Source organism: Nostoc sp. XA010, assembly GCF_020829625.1.
Lineage (GTDB): Bacteria > Cyanobacteriota > Cyanobacteriia > Cyanobacteriales > Nostocaceae > Nostoc.
Genome location: NZ_JAIVFX010000006.1, coordinates 1 through 22,574, shown reverse-complemented (window position 1 = coordinate 22,574; position 22,574 = coordinate 1). Strand labels below are relative to the sequence as shown.

15 protein-coding genes and 2 pseudogenes are annotated in these 22,574 nt (G+C 41.7%); 7 read left to right on the top strand and 10 right to left on the bottom strand.

The genetic code is table 11. The features are described 5' to 3' along the window. Positions 1-54: 54 nt before the first annotated feature. Entirely contained in the window at positions 55-1,617 is a 1,563-nt protein-coding gene (locus LC608_RS11070) for a metallophosphoesterase (protein WP_229553592.1), read from the top strand. A gap of 232 nt (positions 1,618-1,849) precedes the next feature. Here the strand turns inward: LC608_RS11070 and LC608_RS11065 are convergent, their stop codons facing one another. The 4 genes from LC608_RS11065 to LC608_RS11050 all read right to left on the bottom strand — a co-directional run bounded on the left by LC608_RS11065 (position 1,850) and on the right by LC608_RS11050 (position 5,202). Further along, the gene (locus tag LC608_RS11065; RefSeq protein ID WP_229553591.1) at positions 1,850-2,257 is read right to left on the bottom strand and encodes a hypothetical protein; all 408 of its coding nucleotides are present in this window, start codon (positions 2,255-2,257) and stop codon (positions 1,850-1,852) included. Positions 2,258-2,688: 431 nt separating this feature from the next. Next, positions 2,689-3,126: a CAAD domain-containing protein gene (locus LC608_RS11060; protein ID WP_229553590.1), complete on the bottom strand. Its 438-nt coding sequence runs from the start codon at positions 3,124-3,126 to the stop codon at positions 2,689-2,691. A 185-nt stretch (positions 3,127-3,311) separates the two neighbouring features. Beyond that, complete coding sequence (locus LC608_RS11055) at positions 3,312-3,770, bottom strand: BON domain-containing protein (RefSeq protein WP_229553589.1); 459 nt, start codon at positions 3,768-3,770, stop codon at positions 3,312-3,314. Between the two features lie 151 nt (positions 3,771-3,921). Next, on the bottom strand, positions 3,922-5,202 hold the full coding sequence (locus LC608_RS11050) for a histidine kinase (protein ID WP_229553588.1): 1,281 nt from the start codon (positions 5,200-5,202) through the stop codon (positions 3,922-3,924). A gap of 570 nt (positions 5,203-5,772) precedes the next feature. On the opposite strand from LC608_RS11050, the gene LC608_RS11045 reads away from it, so the two are divergent. From LC608_RS11045 to LC608_RS11035, 3 genes are all read left to right on the top strand, one after another. Then, positions 5,773-8,892 carry an MFS transporter gene (locus LC608_RS11045; protein ID WP_229553587.1) on the top strand — a complete coding sequence of 1,040 codons (3,120 nt, stop codon included), beginning with the start codon at positions 5,773-5,775 and terminating at the stop codon, positions 8,890-8,892. Between the two features lie 650 nt (positions 8,893-9,542). Then, complete coding sequence (locus tag LC608_RS11040; protein ID WP_229553586.1) at positions 9,543-10,400, top strand: calcium-binding protein; 858 nt, start codon at positions 9,543-9,545, stop codon at positions 10,398-10,400. Positions 10,401-11,494: 1,094 nt separating this feature from the next. Then, positions 11,495-12,247: a calcium-binding protein gene (locus LC608_RS11035; RefSeq protein WP_229553585.1), complete on the top strand. Its 753-nt coding sequence runs from the start codon at positions 11,495-11,497 to the stop codon at positions 12,245-12,247. A gap of 283 nt (positions 12,248-12,530) precedes the next feature. Here LC608_RS11035 and LC608_RS11030 read toward each other — a convergent pair. Beyond that, a pseudogene (locus tag LC608_RS11030) lies at positions 12,531-12,611 on the bottom strand (LysR family transcriptional regulator); the annotation flags it as partial. 105 nt (positions 12,612-12,716) lie between these two features. On the opposite strand from LC608_RS11030, the gene ilvD reads away from it, so the two are divergent. From ilvD to LC608_RS11015, 3 genes are all read left to right on the top strand, one after another. Next, positions 12,717-14,402, top strand: coding sequence for a dihydroxy-acid dehydratase (gene ilvD / locus LC608_RS11025; RefSeq protein ID WP_229553584.1), 1,686 nt, complete (start codon positions 12,717-12,719; stop codon positions 14,400-14,402). A gap of 213 nt (positions 14,403-14,615) precedes the next feature. Continuing rightward, positions 14,616-14,993, top strand: coding sequence for a hypothetical protein (locus LC608_RS11020; protein ID WP_229553583.1), 378 nt, complete (start codon positions 14,616-14,618; stop codon positions 14,991-14,993). Between the two features lie 30 nt (positions 14,994-15,023). Next, complete coding sequence (locus LC608_RS11015; protein WP_229553582.1) at positions 15,024-17,546, top strand: ABC transporter substrate-binding protein; 2,523 nt, start codon at positions 15,024-15,026, stop codon at positions 17,544-17,546. 376 nt (positions 17,547-17,922) lie between these two features. Here LC608_RS11015 and LC608_RS11010 read toward each other — a convergent pair whose 3' ends face one another. The 5 genes and pseudogenes from LC608_RS11010 to LC608_RS10990 form a co-directional block, all read right to left on the bottom strand. After that, entirely contained in the window at positions 17,923-18,405 is a 483-nt protein-coding gene (locus LC608_RS11010; protein ID WP_229553581.1) for a plasmid segregation centromere-binding protein ParR, read from the bottom strand. Between the two features lie 5 nt (positions 18,406-18,410). Beyond that, complete coding sequence (locus LC608_RS11005; RefSeq protein WP_229553580.1) at positions 18,411-19,568, bottom strand: ParM/StbA family protein; 1,158 nt, start codon at positions 19,566-19,568, stop codon at positions 18,411-18,413. Positions 19,569-19,807: 239 nt separating this feature from the next. After that, entirely contained in the window at positions 19,808-20,431 is a 624-nt protein-coding gene (locus LC608_RS11000; protein WP_229553579.1) for a DedA family protein, read from the bottom strand. A 668-nt stretch (positions 20,432-21,099) separates the two neighbouring features. After that, positions 21,100-22,191: a Gfo/Idh/MocA family protein gene (locus LC608_RS10995; RefSeq protein ID WP_229553578.1), complete on the bottom strand. Its 1,092-nt coding sequence runs from the start codon at positions 22,189-22,191 to the stop codon at positions 21,100-21,102. A 280-nt stretch (positions 22,192-22,471) separates the two neighbouring features. Next, positions 22,472-22,574 (bottom strand): annotated as a pseudogene (locus tag LC608_RS10990) (IS5/IS1182 family transposase); the annotation flags it as partial.

Genomic DNA, 22,574 nt, shown 5'->3' with positions numbered 1-22,574 from the left:
TCCTTCCCCTTCCTCTTCTTCGATTCCTAATTAAAAACTCAGGAGTAGGTTGCATTGAAACTTGTATCTGATCCAGCGATCGCTAACAAAATCCGTAAAATGAATCAACGGGTACGGTGGCAAGATCCGTTAATTCTAGAACGGAACATCGACCAAACTCGGCTGGTGTTGGAGGATGGCCAAACAGACAATTCTGAGTTCTCATTTTTAGTTGTAGGTGATAGTGGTTCCGGCAAGCACCGGGGACACAATCCCCAGCGAAAGGTGGCTGAACTTATGTTGCCCCATCACAGCGAATGCCGTTTTATGCTGCATACGGGTGATGTGATCTATTTAGTGGGGTCGAGTGAATACTATCAGCAGAATTTCATCCAGCCTTATCGAGAGTTTCTCTTGGGGGGAGAGCATTCTCAAAGGATTGCTTATGACCAGATGATTTTTAAGCTGCCCATTTTACCTGTACTGGGAAATCACGATTACTATAACTTGCCGATTCTATTGAGCTTGGCATCTTTAACAACATTACCCATTCGTCGCCTGTTGCGATCGCGCTTAGACCTAGATGTAGGCTTGCATGGCTCACGAACGGGTGAAGCCTACGCACGGGCATTTATGGACTATCTTCAGGCGTTTCAGCTTCCAGGAGAGTTAAATAATCATTTAAATCAGTATTACACAGCTAAAACAGATACAGGTTATTGTCTTAGCTATGAACCTGGGCACTTTACTCGCCTTCCCAATCGCTACTACACTTTTCGCTATGGCGGTATTGATTTCTTTGCCTTGGATTCTAATACATTTAACGATCCACCACCGCTACCTAAAACAAAAAAAGGTGACACCGATCGCAGAATTTTAGAAAAACGTCGTGAAGATTTAGAGCAAGAAAAGCAGCAAATCATTGAAACCTCAGCCAAGCTTCGTCCAGAAAACCCTATTGAAGCCGATCAATTAGACGACTACCACGCCAAGGTGTCGCAAATTGAAGAAATTATTGTTGATATCGATAAGCAACTAGCTGCTAATAAAACAACAGTAACTGATACTGAACAACTGGAGTGGCTAAAGCAAAAATTAATTGAATCTTGGAATAACTCTGAAGTTCGGGGAAGGGTGATTTATTTCCATCATCCACCTTATGTAACTGAAGCGACAAAGTGGCAACAAGCACAAACTCTGATAATCCGCGATCGCCTCCGTGGTGTGCTGGATGCGGTAGCTAAAGAAATAGGTTTCCTAACTCAAGGGCGTCCTTTAGTTGATTTAGTATTAAACGGTCACGCCCACTGCTTGGAACACTTAGAGACAATGGATACAGGACACGCTGATTCTCATATCCACTGGATTGTTTGCGGTGGTAGCGGGTTTAGTTTGCGACGCCAGAGGATTGAGGGAGCAGATTTGATGGAGACTTTTGGAAATGAAAATAGATTAGTGGCGCGATCGCATCTCTTCATTGGTCGCAATGGTCAAGGTTCTCAGAAGCGGCGACCTTACTCAGGTTTACGTATTGACGTTAAAGGTGAAGGCCATCCTAAGTTTATTGTCCGTCCCTTGGTTTCCGAATGGTATCAGCGACAATGGCACGATCGTGAACTTGAGCCGTTGATTATTTAATGGTCTATCCCATTAGTTTTGTAGTGAGGGCTTTAGTCCTCAAATATTCAAGCACTAAAGTGCTTACTACAAACCGATCAAAATTTTTGCGATAGACCACTAGTAACATACTTCTCGAAACATTGACCCCATAGCCCATAAATACAAGTAGAGGCGCAATCATTGCGTCTCTACAAAACACTTATTTAGCCTTCTCAGGTGTAATTACACCCAGCAAAAAGGATTGTTGTAATTAAACTATTCCTGGACCTCTACCGCGTGTATCACTATTTTCGGTCAACTTGCCTTCCTCGTCCTGATTAACTTCTCCGAGTTCTTGAATACGTTGGGCGGAATCGGCTGCTGCTTGTTTGCGTGCATCACCCGGTTCTTCGTAGTACATTTCCGGTTCAACTGCATAGTTGTTTAACAAACCTTCTTTGTCCACGGTGTATCCGTCAGTGGTGCGTATACTGTCTGGATTGGTTTGGTCATCGGTAGGTGCATCTGCCTCCCTTTCTTCTGTGGGGAGTGTTTTGTACGTAGTTCCTTCTCTTTCCATTCGAGCAGCTGTTTCAGCTGGGATAATACCGCGATCGTATGTATCTACTTCAGCTCTACCAGATGAATCTATATCTCTATTAACTGCTTCATTAGCCATAATTTATGTCCTCGTTAAAGAATCTATTAAATAACCTCAAAGCCTAGATTAGGTTGTTTTTCATTTTCGTTCTACTATCTTTAGAAGTGATTTAAAGTTAAATACAATGTTATGCTCTCTATCTTTTGATGTATCCAAAAGACTAAGCTGAAGTCCGGCTCAATACATATAATTTCTGTTCATCATATAAAACAAGCGTTGTAGCTAAAGTTGACACTGACAGCAATAAACATTCTTGTGTCTCTACTGCATTTTGTATTCAAAATAAGATAGTTACAAAATTCCCGACTTGTCTAAGAAGTCGGGAATGTGAACATTTAGATTGTATATATTTAATTAGCGAAGACACAGACTAGTCTACTAAGGCTTAAGCAAATTGTTAAAGGCGGGCAAACTTACGCCACAGTGTAATGTTTTAATGGTTAGTAAATTTATTCGCCTAAAAATTGGTTCTTCAGTGATTGAATTTCATCGGCTAATTCTTGCCGGGTTGAAGCCTTTAGTAGATAACGGGAAATAAACCAAGTGCCATAACTAATTCCAACTAACTCAAAAGTCGGTGATAGTAATGGAATATCATTGATGGCATCGAGTACAGCTAGTACTATCTTGGCTGTAACAATCGCCGCTAAAATCAAACCAACTGTTGTTAGAGGCTGCTTATAGCTACTAAAAAAGCTACCTAAATATTCAGGCAATTTCTCCAAAACTTGAGAAACTTGTCTGCTAATTTGCTGCCATTGAGATTCTGGTTCAGATGCTGGTGGTAACTTTGGCAAGTTTTGAGTATCTGTACCTTCAATTGCTAGCGTGCCTTGTGAGAAAGAGGCATTCACGGATTCACGTTGCTGTTGTTCGGCGGTTTCCATAATTTATATTTTCCGTAAGTACAAAAGTTTCTATAACTGACTGAGCGCCAATAAATATAATTATTCAGGTCGTCAGTTGTCAATTCTTAGTAGTCAGTAGTAAATATAACTGACCCCTAACCCTGAGCAGGGGCATCTAAATTTATTTATGCCTACCTACTCACTTTGATTTATTGTTAGCTGTCTTACTGTTGCGGTGGGGCAATAGTTGCTTTAACAACTACAGTTTTGACACCTTTTATTTCCTTAGCTAAACGTTCAATCTTAGCCAATTCCTGCTGATTGTTTACAGTTCCTGCGACAGTGACACTTCCATCGTCTTTCGCATTAACTGTTAGTTGACCCTTGGGTATGTTTGCCTCTAACTTGGAGCGAACTTGACTTGCTAGGTCACTTGCAGCTCTATCTGTATCGCCACCGGTGGCATTGTTTCGCTGTTCGCGGGCACGAATATCAGCATCAAGTTGTCTTCTGCGAACTTCACTTTGCGCGTCTTGTTGAGCAGCTTGTGTTGTTTGTGCGCTTGGTGCGGTTGGTGCTTCATTAGGATCGGGTGCAGATTCAGCTGTTTTAGAAGCGTTATCACAAGCAGCAACACCAAAAACTAAAAGGCAACTAATTAAGAAGGGAGTTAGCTTTTGCATAGGTTTAATTCTGAATCGGAAAGTGAAACTTGTGGAGTTCGTGGATGTTCACGGCAGAAGTGAGGAGCAAGTTTCTTAAGTTAGGAGCAAAGTTTTTATCTTCTTGCTCTTTAAATTAGAGAAAATTAGTGTGAGTGACAACTACCTGCGGTTAGAGTGTTTCATCACGACGGTCAACAATGATTACAGAAGGCTCATCTCCATGAAGACCTGTTGAATAATTGGTGCGATCGCTATTCACAACTGCTGTGTCGTGATGGGTTACTTGATTTAAACCTGGGCGATGTTCACCTAAATCACTGCCATCATAGATAGCAAATTCTTCAATGCCTCGACGGTTGAGAATTGCTTCAGCTTGGCGGATTTCAGCTTCTGTAGCATCGATAATTACCAAGTAGTCGCCTTTTTGGAAGCGATCGCTATATACTCGCGCTTTGTCTTCAGGAATTCCTAAGCCAACGAGTCCGCCAACAATACCGCCAGCTGCTGCACCGATCGCACCGCCAGCAACTGTTGATGCTAAAGCCGTCGCTGCTGCACCACCTGCAATTACAGGCCCGATTCCAGGAATTGCTAAAGTTCCAAGGCCAACTAATAAGCCAGTCAAGCCGCCTACGACTCCACCTGTAGCTGCTCCAGCTTTTACACCATCGTCTGCTTTATTACCTGAACCGACATTTTTATCTACATCTACACCAGCGATCCCATGACCGTTTGTATCTTTGGCTATGATGGAGACTTTACTTAAGGGAAAACCTGCATCTCGTAATTCTGTAATTGCTGCTTCTGCATCTCGACGATGAGAAAAGACTCCAATCGCGCGTTTGGCAACACCACTCGGAACAACATTAGATGTTGGAGCGACATAATCAGCATTTGTATTTCTAGCATCTGGGTTGTCATAAATGCCAAACTCTTCGACACCACCCTGATGTAAAATTGCTTCTGCTCTGGCGATTTCTGAATCTGTGCCATCTATGATGACTAAATAGTGTCCCCGTTTAACGCGTTCGTCATAAACTCTGGCTCGTTCTTCGGGAATTCCTAAACCAACTAATGCACCAAGCAAACTACCAGCTACTGCACCAATACCAGCGCCAGCGAGAGTAGTAGCTAAGGTGGTTGCTGCGGCTCCAGCCAGCATAATTGGCCCAAGTCCAGGAATTGCCAAAGTTCCAAGACCAACTAATAAGCCAGTCAATCCGCCTAACGCGCCGCCTGTAGCTGCTCCGACTTTAGCGCCATCGTCAGATTTATCACCGACGCGATCGCGTACTTCAGCCCCAGAAATATCATCTTTGTCTCCATCCTCCGTGATGACAGAGACTCTATCCATATCAAAACCAACTTTTTTTAATTCATGTAAGGCATGTTCAACATCTCGACGATGAGAAAATACACCTACACCACGTTTATGTACACCTACAACCATTATTCTTTCTCCTCAGCAAAAATAAATTATTCACTAAATTTATAGCTCCTAATGACCTTATTAATACATGTTTATGTTTATATTTCATCAATCGCTTGGAAGAAATTTTATCTCTATCATTAGGCATACGTGTTTTATCTAAAGATAGCAACAAATTTTAATAATCAAATAAATTATGCCTTATGAAAATTAGATATTGATTACTTAATTTATCAAAACAATCTCTAAAATATTAGTTTTAAAATTAGCTAAATTTTTGTTAACAACCTATCGATTAAATGTGATTTCTAATAAAAATATATAACTATGTATAAATTTAAAGTTTTTGGGCAAAATTTTACTAATACTAAGCAGATTAATTTTTGTCAAACAAATTAATATAAAATTACCAAACTTAATATTATTTTCTCTAGGTAAAAATTAATAAAAACATTTATTTTTTGTAAGATACGACTTTTGGCAAGCAAGCTTCTTACCTAAGAAAGTGCCAATTTATATAACTGGCAAGTAGATTGATGAGTAAGCCATTTTATCAATGGTTATTTAATTGACTGCAAGTGGGAAAATACTATGTTTCAAGGTGTTTTAACTATTTGGGGATGGAACTGGCTATCTTTTGGATTAGCGCCAATAATAGCTCAGGAAGCACTAACTCCAGAAGAAGCATCAGTTCTTTTTTCTGGCCCTAAATTCTTGGTAGCATTGCTGGCTGGAGTCTTAATGGCATTTGCCTTTCAATTATTATTGACTAATTTTTCAGTCGCTGTTGGAATTTCATCTTGGGAAATTGACTCAGATTCTGATGATGATTCAGAAAGTTTAGGTAGTAAAATTCGTTCAGTTCAGACGAAAATTGGTGCTTGGGCGTTATTAACCGTTAGTATTGCATTATTTATTGCTTGTTTTCTAGCGGTAAAACTTAGTTTAATCGAAAGTGAATCTTTAGGTGCAATTATCGGTGTAGTTATCTGGGCTACCTATTTCTCACTGGTAATTTGGTTTGGTTCATCAGCAGTAGGTTCTTTTATCGGTTCTATCGCTAGTACTGTCACTTCTGGTTTTCAAACTCTGATGGGTACAGCAACTGCTGGCATCGGTGCTAATACTGCGAAAAAACAGTTAGTTTCTACTGCTGAAGATATTACAGCCGCAGTCCGACGAGAGTTAACTTCAGGTTTTAATCCTGAAGATATTAGAAATACCATCCAAAGTTCTTTAGGTTCTCTGCAATTACCAAAGCTGGATATCACAGAAATTCGTAACCAATTTGACCAGCTTCTTAAAGATACAGATTTGCAATCTGTTGCTAACAGCGACCTATTGCAAAATATCAATCGTCAAACATTTGTTGATTTAATTAGCAGTCGCACAGATTTATCTCAAGAAGATATTAATCGCATTGCTGACCAATTTCAAGGTGCTTGGCAAAAAGCTTTGAATCGGAGCAATCCCACAGAACAAGTAATTAATTTGCTAAAGTCTGCAACACCCGAAGAATTGAATTCAGAGCAATTAGGTGAACGCCTTCAACAACTGGTTACAGTCGGAGGTGGAAATGGCAATGGTATAATCAAGCAAGCTATTCAATATGGCTTGAGTGCGGCAGCACCAGCAGTTATGGAGCGGGTCAACCTTTCCAATATCGATGTCAACAAAATTACTAATCAGTTGCAAAAACTGAAAGAAAAAGTTCAAGATGTCGATGTCAATCAAATCACAGAACAATTACAAAAGTTCAGAGATGAAGCAGCTGAGCAAGTATCTGCAAAATTGCCAATATCACCCGAAAACACAATTAAGGCAGATGTAGAAGACTACATATTGAATTCCTTTCCTTGGCATTTTAACCGCATTACCCTAAGAGATGAATTTAAAGAACTCATCTATGACGTTAATGCAGATCCGAGAACTGTAAGACGGGAGTTAGAAGAAATAAATCAAGAATATTTCGCCAACTTGCTGAAGCAGCGAGGTGATGTTAGTGAAGCTAGGGTGAAAGAAATTTCCGAACAAATGGAAAGCGATCGCTCGGAAGTTTTAGAAACTGTAAAACAGGCTCAAGCGCGAGAGCAAGGGCAAGATTTCCGCAGCAGCATCGAAGATTATCTGCGTTCGACGGGGAAAGAAGAACTCAATCCTGAAGGTATTGAACGCGACTTTAAAAAGTTGGTGGAAGATCCAGAAGCTGGGTTTGAAGATTTAAGTAGCCGCTTCGGGCAATTTGACCGCGATACTTATGTACAATTGCTCCAACAGCGTCAAGATATCAACGAAGAGGAAGCTAATAATATTGTTAATCAACTCGAAAGCAACCGCGATAATTTCTTAAATCGTGCTAGAGAGCTGCAAGAACAAGCAAAAGCCAAAGCCGATGAATTGCGCCAAAGAGTTGAAGATTATTTGCGGAATACTAACAAAGATGAACTAAATCCCGAAAGTATCAAACGTGAGTTTCAAACTCTACTAGACGATCCCCAAGCTGGAATTAGCCAATTGACTTCGCGGCTATCGCAATTTGACCGGGATACACTAGTACAATTGCTCAGTCAGCGTCAAGATTTGAGCGAAGAACAGATAAACCAAACTCTCGATCAGATTGAAGCAGTCCGAGATAGTATTTTGCAAGTTCCGCAGCAAGCGAAAGAACAGTACGAAAAAACTACAAAAGCGATCGCTGAATACCTCCGCAATACCAACTTAGAAGAACTTAATCCCGAAGGTATCAGGAGCGATTTGGAAAAATTACTTGATGATCCTAAAGCAGGAGCCTTAGCACTGCGCGATCGCTTATCTAACGTTGATCGAGAAACCTTGGTTAAGCTCGTCAGTCAACGGGGAGACTTGAGCCAAGAGCAAGTTAATCAAATTATTGATCAAGCACAAGATGCGATCGCAAATATTGTCAGAGCGCCACGACGTTTAGCCAAACGTACTGCTCAACAAGCTTTAGATTTTGAAGCCAATCTTGAAGAATATCTGCGTAATACTAACAAAGAAGAACTCAATCCAGAAGCCATTAAACGCGATTTGCAATTGCTGCTGTCTTCTCCCCGCGCTGGAATTGGAAGTTTAAGCGATCGCGCCTCAAAATTTGACCGTTCTACAATTGTGGCGCTATTATCCCAACGGGAAGATATTTCAGAAGAAGAAGCTAACCGGATTGTGGATCAAATTGAATCGGTTCGCACCTCCATTGTTGAACAATTCCAGCAAATCCAGCAAAGAGTGCAATCAGTGCTTGATGGAGTTTTTGGTAAAGTTCGTAACTATCTCAACTCCCTGGATCGTTCCGAACTCAACTATGAAAGTATTAAGCAAGACTTTGCGAAAGTGTTCGACGATCCCCAAGCTGGATTTGAAGCATTGCGCGATCGCCTCAGTGAATTTGATCGTGACACCCTAGTTGCTGTCATCAGTTCTCGTGAGGATATTTCCCAAGAGGATGCTAATAGGATCATCGACCAAATAGAAGCGGCGCGGGATGGCGTACTACAACGAGCCGAACGCATTCAACAAGAAACACAAAAACGCCTAAAAGCGATCCAACAACAAGCTAAAAAGCAAGCTCAAGAAACCAAAAAAACCGTTGCAAATGCTGCTTGGTGGTTATTCGGGACAGCATTGACTTCCCTTGCAGCCAGTGCGCTCGCTGGAGCAGTAGCCGTTACAGGGTTACCTCTACCTCGTTAAAATTCATCATAAATTTATAAAAAAAAGTGGTAATTAATGTAGTACCACTTTTTTTTATAAATAAAACAAACTACCCTAAAGTACTATCATGACTTTATTCTTCCTACATATATTACAAAACCCTATCTAAGCAAAGGTTTCAGATTTTTTTTTGGGTGAGAGGAACAAAAGAGGATTAATTATTATTTCTTATAGATAGAAAAAAGTAGCCTTGAGAGTAATATCATAATCTTGTGATTGTGAATATCGTAAAAGCTATGCGATTGTGTACTAGAAAATCTGCTTGTTCCCTAGCAGCCTAGTACTTGTAACCAATGAATACATAAAGCACACAGATATATAAATGACCCTTGGCACGATTTTGATGCCAGACTCATTAATATATGCAGTGCTTCTAAAATCTTTGGACTTAACAGAAAGAACTGTTCCAATCAGGTGTGGTTCAGTTATCTCTTACCACTCGTTATTTTTCTACCTTCTTTTCTCGGCATTGCTGAATAAAAGTGTGAAATTCAAAAATTTAATGTTTGAAATTATTTCTTTTGCGCCTTTGGGCTAAAGGAAATTCATACTCTTAATCAGTAACACCGTTTTTTGATCGTGAAATGACGAGGTAATTTTTACCCTCTAAACTCAGGAGAAGCTAATTTATGGCAACTATTCTCGGTATCACTGACGATAATATCACTAACATTATCAACGGTGCTACCAACTCTGTCCAGGTCAATAGCGGTAGTGGTAACAGGATCATAAACGGTGGTAGTGGCGCTGATGTCCTTCTCGGTGGTAGTGGCAACGATCGCATCGATGGCGGTGGTGGCAACGATGTGATCACCGGCGGTGGTGGCAACAATACCCTTATCGGTGGTGCTGGCAACGATGTCATTACTGGTGGTGGTGGTAGGGATAGTATCGTTGGCGGTACTGGCAACGATGTCCTTACTGGTGCTGGTGGCGACGATCGCCTCTTTGGTAACGATGGTAACGATACCCTTGTCGGTGGTGATGGCAACGATAACCTAAATGGTGATAATGGCAATGATAGCCTCATTGGCGGTAATGGTAACGATATCATTAACGCTGGTGCTGGCAACGATGTCCTTGGCGGTGCTAATGGCAACGATACCCTTATCGGTGGTGCTGGCAACGATCGCTTGGTTGGCGGTAGTGGGACTGATGTTCTCACTGGAGGATCGGGTAACGATCGTTTCCAATTCAACTCAGTTTCAGATAGTCCTGCTGGATCTGGACGGGATGTTATCAGTGACTTTTTTGGCAACGGTAACTTGCCTGCTGATGTAATCGATCTATCTAACATCGACGCCAACTCCACTATAGGGGGCAACCAAGGCTTCAGTTTCATAGGATCTGGTGCATTCACCGCAGCAGGTCAGGTTCGTTATTCAGGAGGTATTCTTCAAGCTAGCACTGATGGGGATCTATCGGCTGAGTTTGAGATTCGCCTGGCAGGCGCACCAAGAGTAGTAGCAAGCGACATTAACCTTTAATTTAATAGACCTGCCTTGAAAATAAAGCACGAGGCAGAATTCTAATAATTTAACAGTCGTGGGGAGAGGTAAGCTTAACTTGCCTCTCCCTTTTATAGTGATTATTATTACGCTAATTTATTTCTGTATTCAGGCAAATTCACAAAATATATTCCTGCTTAATCTGCCAAGGATGGTATTGCTGTAATCAAGCATAGTTGAATATCAAGAAAGGATATCTTACTAAAAAATTAGTCATATTGGCTTCATACTTAAGATTGGTAATTTTCTTAATTAGTAACAGAAGCAAATCTAAAAAATAGAGAATTACTAATGCTTGCTAAGGCTTGATCGCACCGCGTATGCATGAAAAAATTAGGTAATATAATCGCAACACTTGCACTGATGCCAAAGAAGTTGAACAGCCAAATGGTAATGGAAGGGATGTAGCGATGCCTACGGCGGGCTACGCTTACGCACTGCTCAACTAGCCTTTTAATTATTGTCAATTACTTCCTCATATATAACTATAAAAATTACCAAACAAATCTCAATAAGTAAAACCAACCCTCTGTGAGCAAAGGTTTAAGATTTTTTTGTGACGAAAGTAATAAAATAAGGTTAATTACTCTTTCTTATAGATAGAAAAAAGTAGCCTTGAGGGTAATATCATAATCTTGTGATTCTCAATAGAACCAAAACGTTCTAAAACCTATGCAATTTCGTAGGAGGAAATCTGCTTGTTTCCTAGCAGCCTACTACTGGAACCAGTAAAAACATCAGGTACAAGAATATAACATCACCTCTGGCACAATTTTGATGCCAACATCATCAATAAATCCAGTGCTTTTCAAATCTTCTCAAATCTTCAGGCTTAACAGTAAACACCTGTTGTAATTAGGTGTGGTTCAGTTATCTCTTCCCACTCATTATTTATTTGCTTTGTTTTCTCGGCGTTGCTGAATAAAAGTGTGAAATTCAAAAATTAAATACTTGAAACTGTTTCCTTGCGCCTTTGGGGAAACCAAATTCATACTCTTAATCAGCAACACCGTTTTCTGATGGGGAAGTGAAGTGGTTATTTTTTACCCTCTAAATTCAGGAGAAACTAATTAATGGCAATTATCAACGGTACCATTTTCAATGACAATAATACCGTCAACGGTTCCCCGCTAATTTTGCGCCCTCCCCTAGATGGGGGTGCTGGTAGCGATATCCTCAACGGCAATGCTGGCGACGATATCTTAAATGGGGGTGCTGGTAGCGATATCCTCAACGGCAATGCTGGCGACGATATCTTAAATGGGGGTGCTGGTAGCGATATCCTCAACGGCAATGCTGGCGACGATATCTTAAATGGGGATGCTGGTAGCGATAGCCTAAATGGGGATGCTGGTAGCGATACCTTAAATGGAGGTGCTGGCAGCGATATCCTCACTGGCGGTGCTGGTAGCGATATCCTCACTGGCGGTGCTGGTAGCGATAACTTAAATGGGGGTGCTGGCAGCGATATCCTCACTGGCGGTGCTGGGACTGATTCTCTCAGTGGCGGTGCTGGTAACGATATTTTCGATTTCAACTCAGTTTCAGATAGTCCTACTGGCTTATCACGGGATGTTATCACTGACTTCGTTGGAAACGCTATCTTTACAGGCGATCAAATCGATCTATCTACCATTGACGCTAATTCCACTGTAGGAGGCAACCAAGCCTTCACCTTCATTGGGACTCGCGCATTCTCCGCAGCCGGACAGGTTCGTTATTCAGGAGGTATTCTTCAAGCTAGCACTGATGGGGATCTCTCAGCTGAATTTGAGATTGGGCTGACAGGAACACCACCACTAGTGGCAAACGATATTATCGTTTAATATATCTCCTGCAAAAGTAGCTAACACCCCACTTCTAATAGCGATCGCTATTAGAAGTGGGGTTCTTATTTTTGATTCATGCACAAGATCTAATGTTGAAGAATTCGGGTGCAAAGCCAAACATGCGCCAACTGTGACAAAATGTATTCGGCTTTAAACTGTCAAGGATGGTATTATTATATATCTCTTTCTTCCCTTTGCGCCCTTAGCGTACTTTGCGGTTTGTTTTCAAATTTTATATTTTTCACGAATCAAATAAAACTGCCTCTTAGGGCGGTTAAGCGATGTGAAGTCGCTCTGCGGCTTTACTAAAGTGTAGTTCCTCAGCTACAGCAATGAAGTAGCGCAGGTGTCGCAGTTCCATAGTTTTGATATTTTATAAGTCTCAAATATTCATAAATATATATTGGACATGTCAAAAGTTGCTACCTATCATACTTATACATGCAAGTCAGAGGATGATGTAACTATGTCGGAGAATTTAAGAAGCCAAATTGTGACGCAAGGGGTGCAGCGATCGCCAAATCGAGCTATGCTGCGGGCAGTTGGTTTTAAAGATGAAGATTTTAATAAAGCCATTGTAGGTATTGCCAATGGCTACAGTACGATCACTCCCTGTAACATGGGGATAAATCAACTGGCGCAAAGAGCAGAAGTTGGTATAAAGTCTGCCGGGGCGATGCCACAAATGTTTGGCACAATAACCATCAGCGATGGGATTTCGATGGGAACTGAAGGGATGAAATATTCCCTAGTGTCGCGGGAAGTTATAGCCGATTCCATTGAAACCGCTTGTACTGGGCAAAGTATGGATGGTGTGCTAGCGATTGGCGGTTGTGATAAAAATATGCCAGGAGCAATGCTAGCGATCGCTCGGATGAATATCCCTGCAATATTTGTTTACGGTGGCACAATTAAACCCGGTCATTACAACGGACGTGATTTAACTGTTGTTAGTTCTTTTGAAGCGGTTGGTCAATACAGTGCGGGAAAAATTGATGAAAAGGAATTATTAGAAGTCGAAAGTCGCGCTTGTCCTGGTGCTGGTTCCTGTGGGGGAATGTTCACAGCTAACACCATGTCTTCAGCATTTGAAGCACTGGGAATGAGTTTGCCCTATTCTTCGACAATGGCGGCCGAAGATGCCGAAAAAGCCGACAGCACGGAAAAATCGGCTTATGCGTTAGTCGAAGCTATTCGCAAACAAATCTTACCCCGCCAAATTATCACCCGTAAATCTATAGAAAATGCCATTTCTGTGATTATGGCGGTAGGTGGTTCCACAAATGCAGTATTGCATTTCTTAGCGATCGCCCGCGCTGCTGATGTAGAGTTAACGCTGGATGACTTTGAAACCATCCGCGCCCGTGTTCCCGTTTTGTGTGATTTAAAACCAAGCGGTAAATATGTAGCTACAGATTTGCACAAAGCTGGTGGCATTCCCCAAGTAATGAAAATGCTACTTGTGCATGACTTGTTACACGGTGATAGCCTCACTATCACGGGTCAAACGGTCGCAGAGATATTGGCAGATATACCAGAAGAACCATCCGTCAATCAAGATGTGATTCGTCCTTGGAACAACCCGATGTATCCTCAAGGACACTTAGCTATTCTCAGAGGTAATTTAGCAACGGAAGGGGCTGTCGCCAAAATTACTGGCGTGAAAAAGCCAGTAATTACCGGCCCCGCACGGGTGTTTGAATCGGAAGAAGCTTCTTTAGCTGCAATTTTGGCGGGTAAAATTCAAGCTGGTGATATTCTAGTCATCCGCTACGAAGGGCCTAAGGGCGGGCCTGGGATGCGCGAAATGTTGGCTCCCACCTCAGCAATTATCGGTGCTGGTTTGGGTGATGCGGTGGGATTAATTACCGACGGACGCTTTTCTGGCGGTACTTACGGCATGGTGGTTGGTCATGTTGCTCCAGAAGCAGCAGTTGGTGGTGCGATCGCTCTTGTAGAAGAAGGCGATAGTATTACTATTGATGCACCGGCTCGTTTGTTGCAGTTGAATATATCTGAAGAAGAATTGGCTCGTCGTCGCGCCAACTGGCAGCCCCCCGCTCCGCGTTACACTAAAGGCGTGTTAGCGAAATATGCCAAATTGGTATCTTCTAGTAGTATTGGTGCTGTAACAGATTTGGACTTGTTTTAATTAACCTGACGTAATAGACATCTCCGAAAAATAATGTAGAGACGTAGCAGTGCTACGTCTTTTTAATTTCTAGTAATTTTTACCTAACTTTTATGAGTTTTTGTAAAAATCTTAAAGAAGTTTCAGAAAATTTACATAGCGGATATGATGTCAATAGAGAAACCACGGAAATATAGTTGACGGTCAACTGCTTAAAACTGAAAAGGGTAAAAAATGAGTTCTGAATCTAACATCAAGTTAACGATCGCTCTTTCTAATCCAGACTTAGATGCAGATGAGCAGGAACGCGAAACACGAAATCTGCTGCGAGAAATTAAAGACTTAGATGTAGAAAGTGCTGAACTTGTAGCAGTTACAGAAACTCCTCTAGGATCAAAGGCGTTTGGAGGTTTTCTGCTGGGAGTATTGCAAGCAGAGGTGAGTGTTGCCAATTGTAAGAAATTATTGGGATTTTTGAGCGATCGCTTGGGTAGTAAAGCCATTGAATTGGAAGTTGAGGCTAACGGTAAGAAACTCAAGGTGAAAGCTAGCAGTCAGGAAGAGTTAAACGCTGCTATTGAACAAGCTCAAAAGTTTATCGCAGGCAACTAAGAGATTCCAGCAATAAGGAAGAATAGCAAGATGGCGAAAGTAGCACTGCTAATTGGAGTTAGTGAGTATGGATTTGGTCTGAATCCATTACCAGCAGCGACAAAAGATGTCGAGGCAATGCAGCGAGTTTTGTTGCACTCAAAAATTGGTGGTTTTGATGATGTAACACTGCTAATAAATCCTCAACAACATGAGATGGCGGTAGCCATCGAAACCTTGTTTGATAATCGTCAAAAAGATGATCTCTTGCTGCTGTTCTTCTCTGGACATGGCATAAAAGATGAGAGTGGTAAGCTTTACTTCGCAGCTTGTAACACCCGCAAAACTGACAAAGGAGTGCTGGTTAAAGCAACAACAGTACCAGCTAGCTTTGTGCATGAGGTCATGAGTAATAGTCGTTCCAGGCGCGAGGTAGTAATTCTTGATTGTTGCTTTAGTGGCGCATTTGCTGAGGGTTTGTCAGCAAAAGATAATGGTTTTGTGGATATCAAAAACCAATTAGGTGGAGAGGGGCGAGCAATTCTCACATCTTCAACTTCTACCCAATATTCTTTTGAACAGCAAGGGGCAGATACCTCGACCTACACCCGTTACATAGTTGAGGGACTGGAGACTGGTGCAGCAGACCGTGATGAAGATGGTTGGATTTCGGTTGATGAATTGCATGAGTATGCTACCAAGGCAGTCCAAGAAGCTGCTCCTGCAATGAAACCGGAGATATATGCTATCAAAGAAGGCTATAAAATCAATCTTGCAAGAGCACCTATTGATGATCCCAACCTCAAATATCGTCGGGAAGTTGATTATTGGGTAGAAAGTGGTAATGGTAAAATTTCTGCTATTGGTCGTGTTGCATTGGAAGGGTTACAAGAGGAACTACAACTAGCACCGATAGACGCTGCTGCAATTGAAACTAAAGTTTTAGCGCCTATCGAAGTCTACAAGAAAAAATTGCAGCGATATGAGCAGGCATTTCGCAATGAAATTAAACTTGAGTTTCCTCCCAGTGATAAAACTCGCGCTAATTTGAAACGTCTTCAGCAAGCATTAGGACTTAGAGATGAAGATATAGCTTTAATCGAAGCTCCCATAATTGCCGAACAGCCACTGGCCGCAACTACGGTAGTTGTCAACACTTCGGATTACCAAAAGAAGAATATGAAATACTCTGTAGGAGCTTGCATTATTGGATTAGTAATCGGAGTAGTTTTTGGTGGTACTTTAGTATACGTTTTTCGACCTATAACGATAGCCTCAAATATAGGAGATTCCTGTGCTAATAAAGAGGAGCATAGCTTGAATGACAGCATTAGCTTGGGTGAAGAAGTTTTATTAAAACAATATACAAACTCAGATAAAGAGACTGGAGTTAAAGCATTTGCTAATAGTAATTGTAAAACTGCCATTGATAGTTTCACTTCTTATAGGAGAACTAATTTTAGAGACCCAGAAACATTAATTTATTTAAACAATGCTAAAGCTCGTCAAAAAGGGAATTGGCTTAAAATTGCTGTGAGTGTACCTATTGCTATCGACCCATATTTAGCAGAAGAGATACTGCGCGGTGTAGCTCAAGCTCAAGACGAGGTAAACAACAATAACGGCATTAATAGCAAGCTATTGCAGGTAGCGATCGCCAATGATGACGAGAAACCAGGCACTGCTACAAAAATTGCGAAAGCTTTAGTTGCAGATCAGGAAATCTTAGGTGTAGTAGGCCCTGCTTCAAGCAATGCTACCCTAGAAGCAGGCAACGTCTATAACACTGAAGGACTTATAGCTATTTCTCCTACTAGCACTTCTGTTAATATTTCTAATTTTAGTTCCTATGTTTTTCGTACAGTTTCTAGTGATGAAGTAGCAGCACAAATATTAGCTAATTACATGGTGAAAAATTTGCAGAAACAGAAAGTAGCAGTTTTTTTTGTTTTTGGGAGTTCTTACAGTAAGTCGCTAACAGATGAGTTTATTAAATATCTTCCAAAAGAGAGTAAGGTATTCAAAGAAGCAGAATTTAATTTCTCTAAGAGTAATTTTAATGCAGAGAATGCTGTAAAACAGGCGATTAGTCAAGGTGCAGAAGTGTTGATGTTAGCCTCGGATTCAGAAACACTAGACAAAACTTACAGAGTAATTCGGGCTAATAATCGCAAGTTATATATACTGGGAGGAGATAATATTTTCGGACAAAGTACTTTAAAGTCTTTGGGGAAGCAAGCTGATGGAATGGTAGTAGCAATTCCCTGGCATATTGGTAATGCTTCCAACTCAAACTTTGTTAAAAATTCGGAGAAATTATGGAAAGGTACAGTGAACTGGCGAACAGCTACAGCTTATGATGCAACTCTAGCGATTAGTAAAGGTTTGCAGCAAAATAACACTCGTGAAGGGCTAAAACAGGTGTTGCATAGTCCAAATTTTTCAGTTGATGGTGCAACAGGAACAATTCAGTTTACTAAATCAGGCGATCGCACCAACAAACCCATCTTATTAGTCCAAGTTCAGCAAATACCTGGAACTGATAAATATGAGTTTAAGCCAATTCAACCTTAGTTTTGCAGGTTTACTTAATAGCGATGCCTACGGCGGTAAACTACGCACTTACTCATTCTGATATTTCTAAATAGCATTGCTTTCTCAGAAAGCCCTAAATTTCTATCATAATCTGTCGAGAGCTTGCTGAAGTAAGGCGTAAAGATTACAAATGGTTATAAATTATTCTTTATGCAATCTCAAAAATCAGGCATAGCTTGACCAATCCCAATTGATCGCAATAATGCCAGAACAGATTAACTTGGATTGCCGTGATGATTCGCTATTATGAGCGATCGCTTCATCTACACAAATACAAACATTAACAATCCTTAATAGATAATATTATTAAGGATTGTTAAGAGGAGCAAAAACTGCTCACAAACGCGATTGTTTCTTAAAAATCATCGAGAAACTGACTAAGGCGACTGATTACGGGGTCAACCTCTTGAGGAGGGGTAGCAACAGAATAAGAAGTATTATTTACTACTTCTAATTGAGTTGGAGACTGAATGAACGATCGCTCATTGACTATGAGCGCCAGTTGTGCAACTTGTTGAGAAAGTTGCAGTAGATGGTGTTCCATTGCCTCCAAACGATTAGATCCCTTGGCCAAAAAACGTTCCTCAAGTCCAGCCACTTGACGTTGCAGTTCACCGATTTGCTGTTCAATCGGTTTTGTTGCTGCTGCTGTTTGTGGAGCAGGTTGTACAGGTTCCGGTACACATAAAGATTGCCATAAGGCTTCTTTACAGAGGTCGCTGAAAGTCTTGTCTGGTTGTTTGTCCAAATAACTTTCTACTTGCGCTAACAAGCTTTCATCAGCAAGCTCTGGGTTGAATGTGACGGATTTAACTACCTTTTTTGACCATTGGAACATCAGCTTTATGCCCTAGCAGCGCGATTGGAGGATAATTGTGCCTCTCCATAAATATACTGCCCCAAAGCATTCGCCTGTCGTGAAGGTGCTGCTAAATGAGCATTAATCTTTGCCTCTTTGAGCAGACGTTGAACGTCATCCCAGAAGAACTCACCACCCCCCCCAGTCAGAATCACATCGGTGACACGTTCTGGCAACCAGGCTAGCACACGGCTACAGATTTCGCGCGAAAACATCTCCGTAAGGTTGGGAAGAAAATCGTCTAGGTTGGTGGGCTTGCTAGCGCCTTTAGGACGGTAATAGCGTTCACCTCTGGGTTTATTCACAGCGGAAATCAGAGCTAGAGATTGACTATCTGCTCCCTCGATTTCGGCGGACACCAATTCATAAAACTTGTTCATACCGAAGTCTTCGCTCTTAGAAGCACCTCTGGCAAAACGGAAGTTATCTACCATCAAAAGATCGACGGTTTGATGTCCAATATCAACGATCGCCACCGATATTTTTGTAAAATCGGGACTGCCAGGACTTTTCTTTGGTTGAGCTTCAGACCACAGCAGACTGCCGTAGCCTTCTGGCATTACCCATACCTTACTGACGTTCAGCGATATAGATTCGCCTCGGAAGTTCAACACATGAGGCCCGCCTACTTGGCTAATCAACTGGGCTTTTTCTTTTTCAAATTGCTCTAAGGAAAGAAAAGGTAGACCTAGTACGACTGAGATATCGTCTCTAAGTTTGAAGTAGCCAGCACTTGCTAACACTTTGACCAGTGCAGACTCTACCTTAGATTGGCCTACTCCTAGATTCGCGCCAAAATCGGCTGCCAGTTGACCAACAGCATATCCATTTCCTTGATACTCCAGCCACAAATCCATTAAGGGGTCAGTAGCCCTGGCTTCAAAAACACCACCGCGTACTTGTTCAATTGACATCTGCTTGACGTTGGCAGGTACGAACACCACATTACCGGGTTCACGACTTACACAAGTTTTTGTGGAAGTTCTGCCTAAATCAACACTGAGAATGGTTTTCCCTGGAACACCGCCTGTCTTGGGAGGAATATTATTATTAACAGCATTGATGGGAGTCGATGCTGACACTCTATTCATGGGTATAGCAGCAGCATTGATGGGAGTAGCGGCGGAAGGTTGGTCTGTCATGAAAGCTCCTAGTTCAAACTTAACTGTAAAAAGTTGTCATGCTCATCTTACAAAAATGCGAGCAACCAGAAATTCTAGGTTGCGTCAAGTGTAGCTAGAAATACGCCAAAAATTATTCGGGCGATACCTCCGATAAGCTCATGCCTTCGCACATCTAGTATTATTTGGCATAGTGTAGGCGAATTTTGGCCAGATGTAACCCCTGCTTTCACTGCTTTCAAACCAAAAGCGTCCGTGTTTCATCTTCTAGCGCGTCTTAACTGGCGCTTGAATATCCAGAAAACAAATGCTAGAACCAAACTGCCAAGTACGATTTTGGATACAGGAGCAAGGTACTTGTCCACAAGTTCATACTGACTACCTAATGCGTATCCTGAGTATGTTAACAAACCCACCCAAGCCGCGCTACCTACTGTTGTGTAAAACAAGAATGGCAGCAAAGGCATATTGCTGATACCTGCGGGAACGGAAATCAAGGTGCGGATTCCTGGCACAAGGCGACCAATTAATACTGCTTTTCTACCTTGTTTGTCAAACCATTCTTTGGCCTTAGTGATATCTTTACTGGATATAGCCAGCCATTTGCCATACTTGTCAGCCCAAGCCTTCAAACGGGTTTCGCCCAAAAACTTACCTGGATAATACCAAATAAGTGCGCCTAATACAGAACCTAAAAGTCCTGCGAAAAATACACCAATGATATTCAGCTTTGCCCCCCCTGGTTGATATGGACTTGCTGTAAATCCAGCCAGTGGCATAATCAATTCTGAAGGAATGGGGGGAAAAAGGTTCTCTAGGAACATTAGTAGGGCGATTCCCCAATAGCCAAAATAGTTGATAGTACTAGTTATCCATTCAAGCATTGAGTCAATTCCTGAAATTGCGGTATTATTCTTGTGACTAAGATTCCGCTTTAGCTTTTAAAAAAAGCTAATTATCCCGCTTGCTAAAGTCAAGGTAATTCGGCTGCACGAAAACTTGGCATCGCAATGAGGAAGCAGAGTAAAACAAGTGGAAGCTAAGGGGCTGTTTCATTAATTGCGAAGTTTATACAAATTCGGAAGTAGCTCTAGTACAGGGCGGCGGAAATCAAGCTACCATTTTAAAAGTTGCAAAAGCCTTGATATACAAAACTTTTAACTTTTGAGAGCCAGTTGCTAAAGAGCGGGAACGCGCTTGAGCGTAGCTTGCTTCCCCGTAGGGGTACAAGTCGGCACCGCCCAACGCACTGGCTGCTTTTGACTTCCGCCTTGCGATACTAGCCCTTGAAATTGAGCGAGAAATCGCTCACTACGAATCTGACAAAATTAATGAAATCAAGCATCAGATTTTATTTTCTAATTTTTTAGATCCCCCTTAGTCGGTTTTTTAAAAGGACTAGGGAGGATCTAAAGATTTGATGGCAAATTAAAAAACATACTCTAGGGTTTTCTTCTGAGGTTGTGAGGTTGCGCCTGTGGGACAGCAGGGAGAAAATTTTATCTTGTCCCCCTCATCCCCCTCATCCCCCTCATCCCCCTCATCCCCTCTTCTAGGCTGTCGGGGTCAATGATTGTACTGATTGTACTCTTGGTTCCGATTGCCATTCTAATGGATTCAGAACTCGATCTTCCAGCGCCATCTGCTCAATCAAACTTGCCAGTCTCAGAGCTTTGAGAGCTTGTTCACCACCTACCGAGGGTTGATTGCCACCGTGTACACAGTTGACAAAATGCTCTAATTCTGCACTCAAAGGTTGAATATTGCTAGTGTAGACTTTTTCAATTAAACCATCTTGCCTGTAAAGTACTTGTCGGTGGTCGCTGAGAGAATTGGCAGTTGTTTGTCGGTGAATCAAAATTTCATTCTTGAGAAAATCTGCCTCAGTGAATGAATTTTTGCAATGGGCGACAATCCGGCGAATTTTTCGGTGGGTAACTTTACTGGCGGTCAAAGTAGCAACAATGCCATTGGCAAACCCCAAGGTGGCAGTTACGTAATCTAAATAACCAGAGTCTAGGGCGCGACTACCGCTAGCAGTCAATTTCGTGACTGGGGAAGCAGCTAATTCCAAAAGTAGGTCGATGTCATGGATCATTAAATCCAGCACAACCGAAACATCGTTTGCCCGATCTGAGTAAGGACTCATTCTATGGGCTTCTAGCGCCAGCAATTCTTCAGTTTTAAGCACTTGGCTTAGTTCTTTAAAAGCCGGGTTAAAACGCTCAATATGACCCACTTGCAGGATACAACCAGACTCAGCTGCGGCATTTACTAGGGACTCTGCCTCAGAAATACTGGCTGCGATCGGTTTTTCAATCAAAACATGAATTCCCGCTAACAGACAGTTGATGCCCACGGCATAGTGCAGACGGGTAGGAACAGCTACACAAACTGCATCTACAAGAGGTAGCAGATCACAGTAATCTTCAAAAAAACGCACTTTGTACTTGCTGGCAGTTTCTAGCCCTCGCTCAACATTAATATCTGCCACTCCGACTAGTTCAACATCTTTCATTGAACTCAGCACGCGAGCGTGATGTTGTCCCATATTACCCACTCCAATCACGCCTATGCGGATCGGTCGTGGCTGGTTACGCTGTGTATATAGATTCGGTTCTGCCACTGACATGCTATCTTGCACTATTATTCTCTCCTCAACCACCAAATTTAGAGACGCTACGGCCGTTGGCGTTTATACTCGAAAGCCAGTTACGATCCGTCTAAAACCATCCAGATGGTAACATAGAGCCTATGTTTATGAAGAATTTCAAAGTTTATCATCGGTTCCCGTAATCCAAATATCTTTTGTATAGATAGTTCGGGTTTGTTTTGGATTTTGCACTTTTTATAATAAATATATGTCTTTTATGTGTCTTTTTATTAACTTTAAAACATTCAGAGACCATTTATAAAGTAAATCTTTAGAGGGCTAGACGACGTAACATAATACGAGTCATAACGGCATATATGGCAGCTTCACTCATTTCAGTCAGACGTTCGTAATCTTTACTCAAACGATGATAC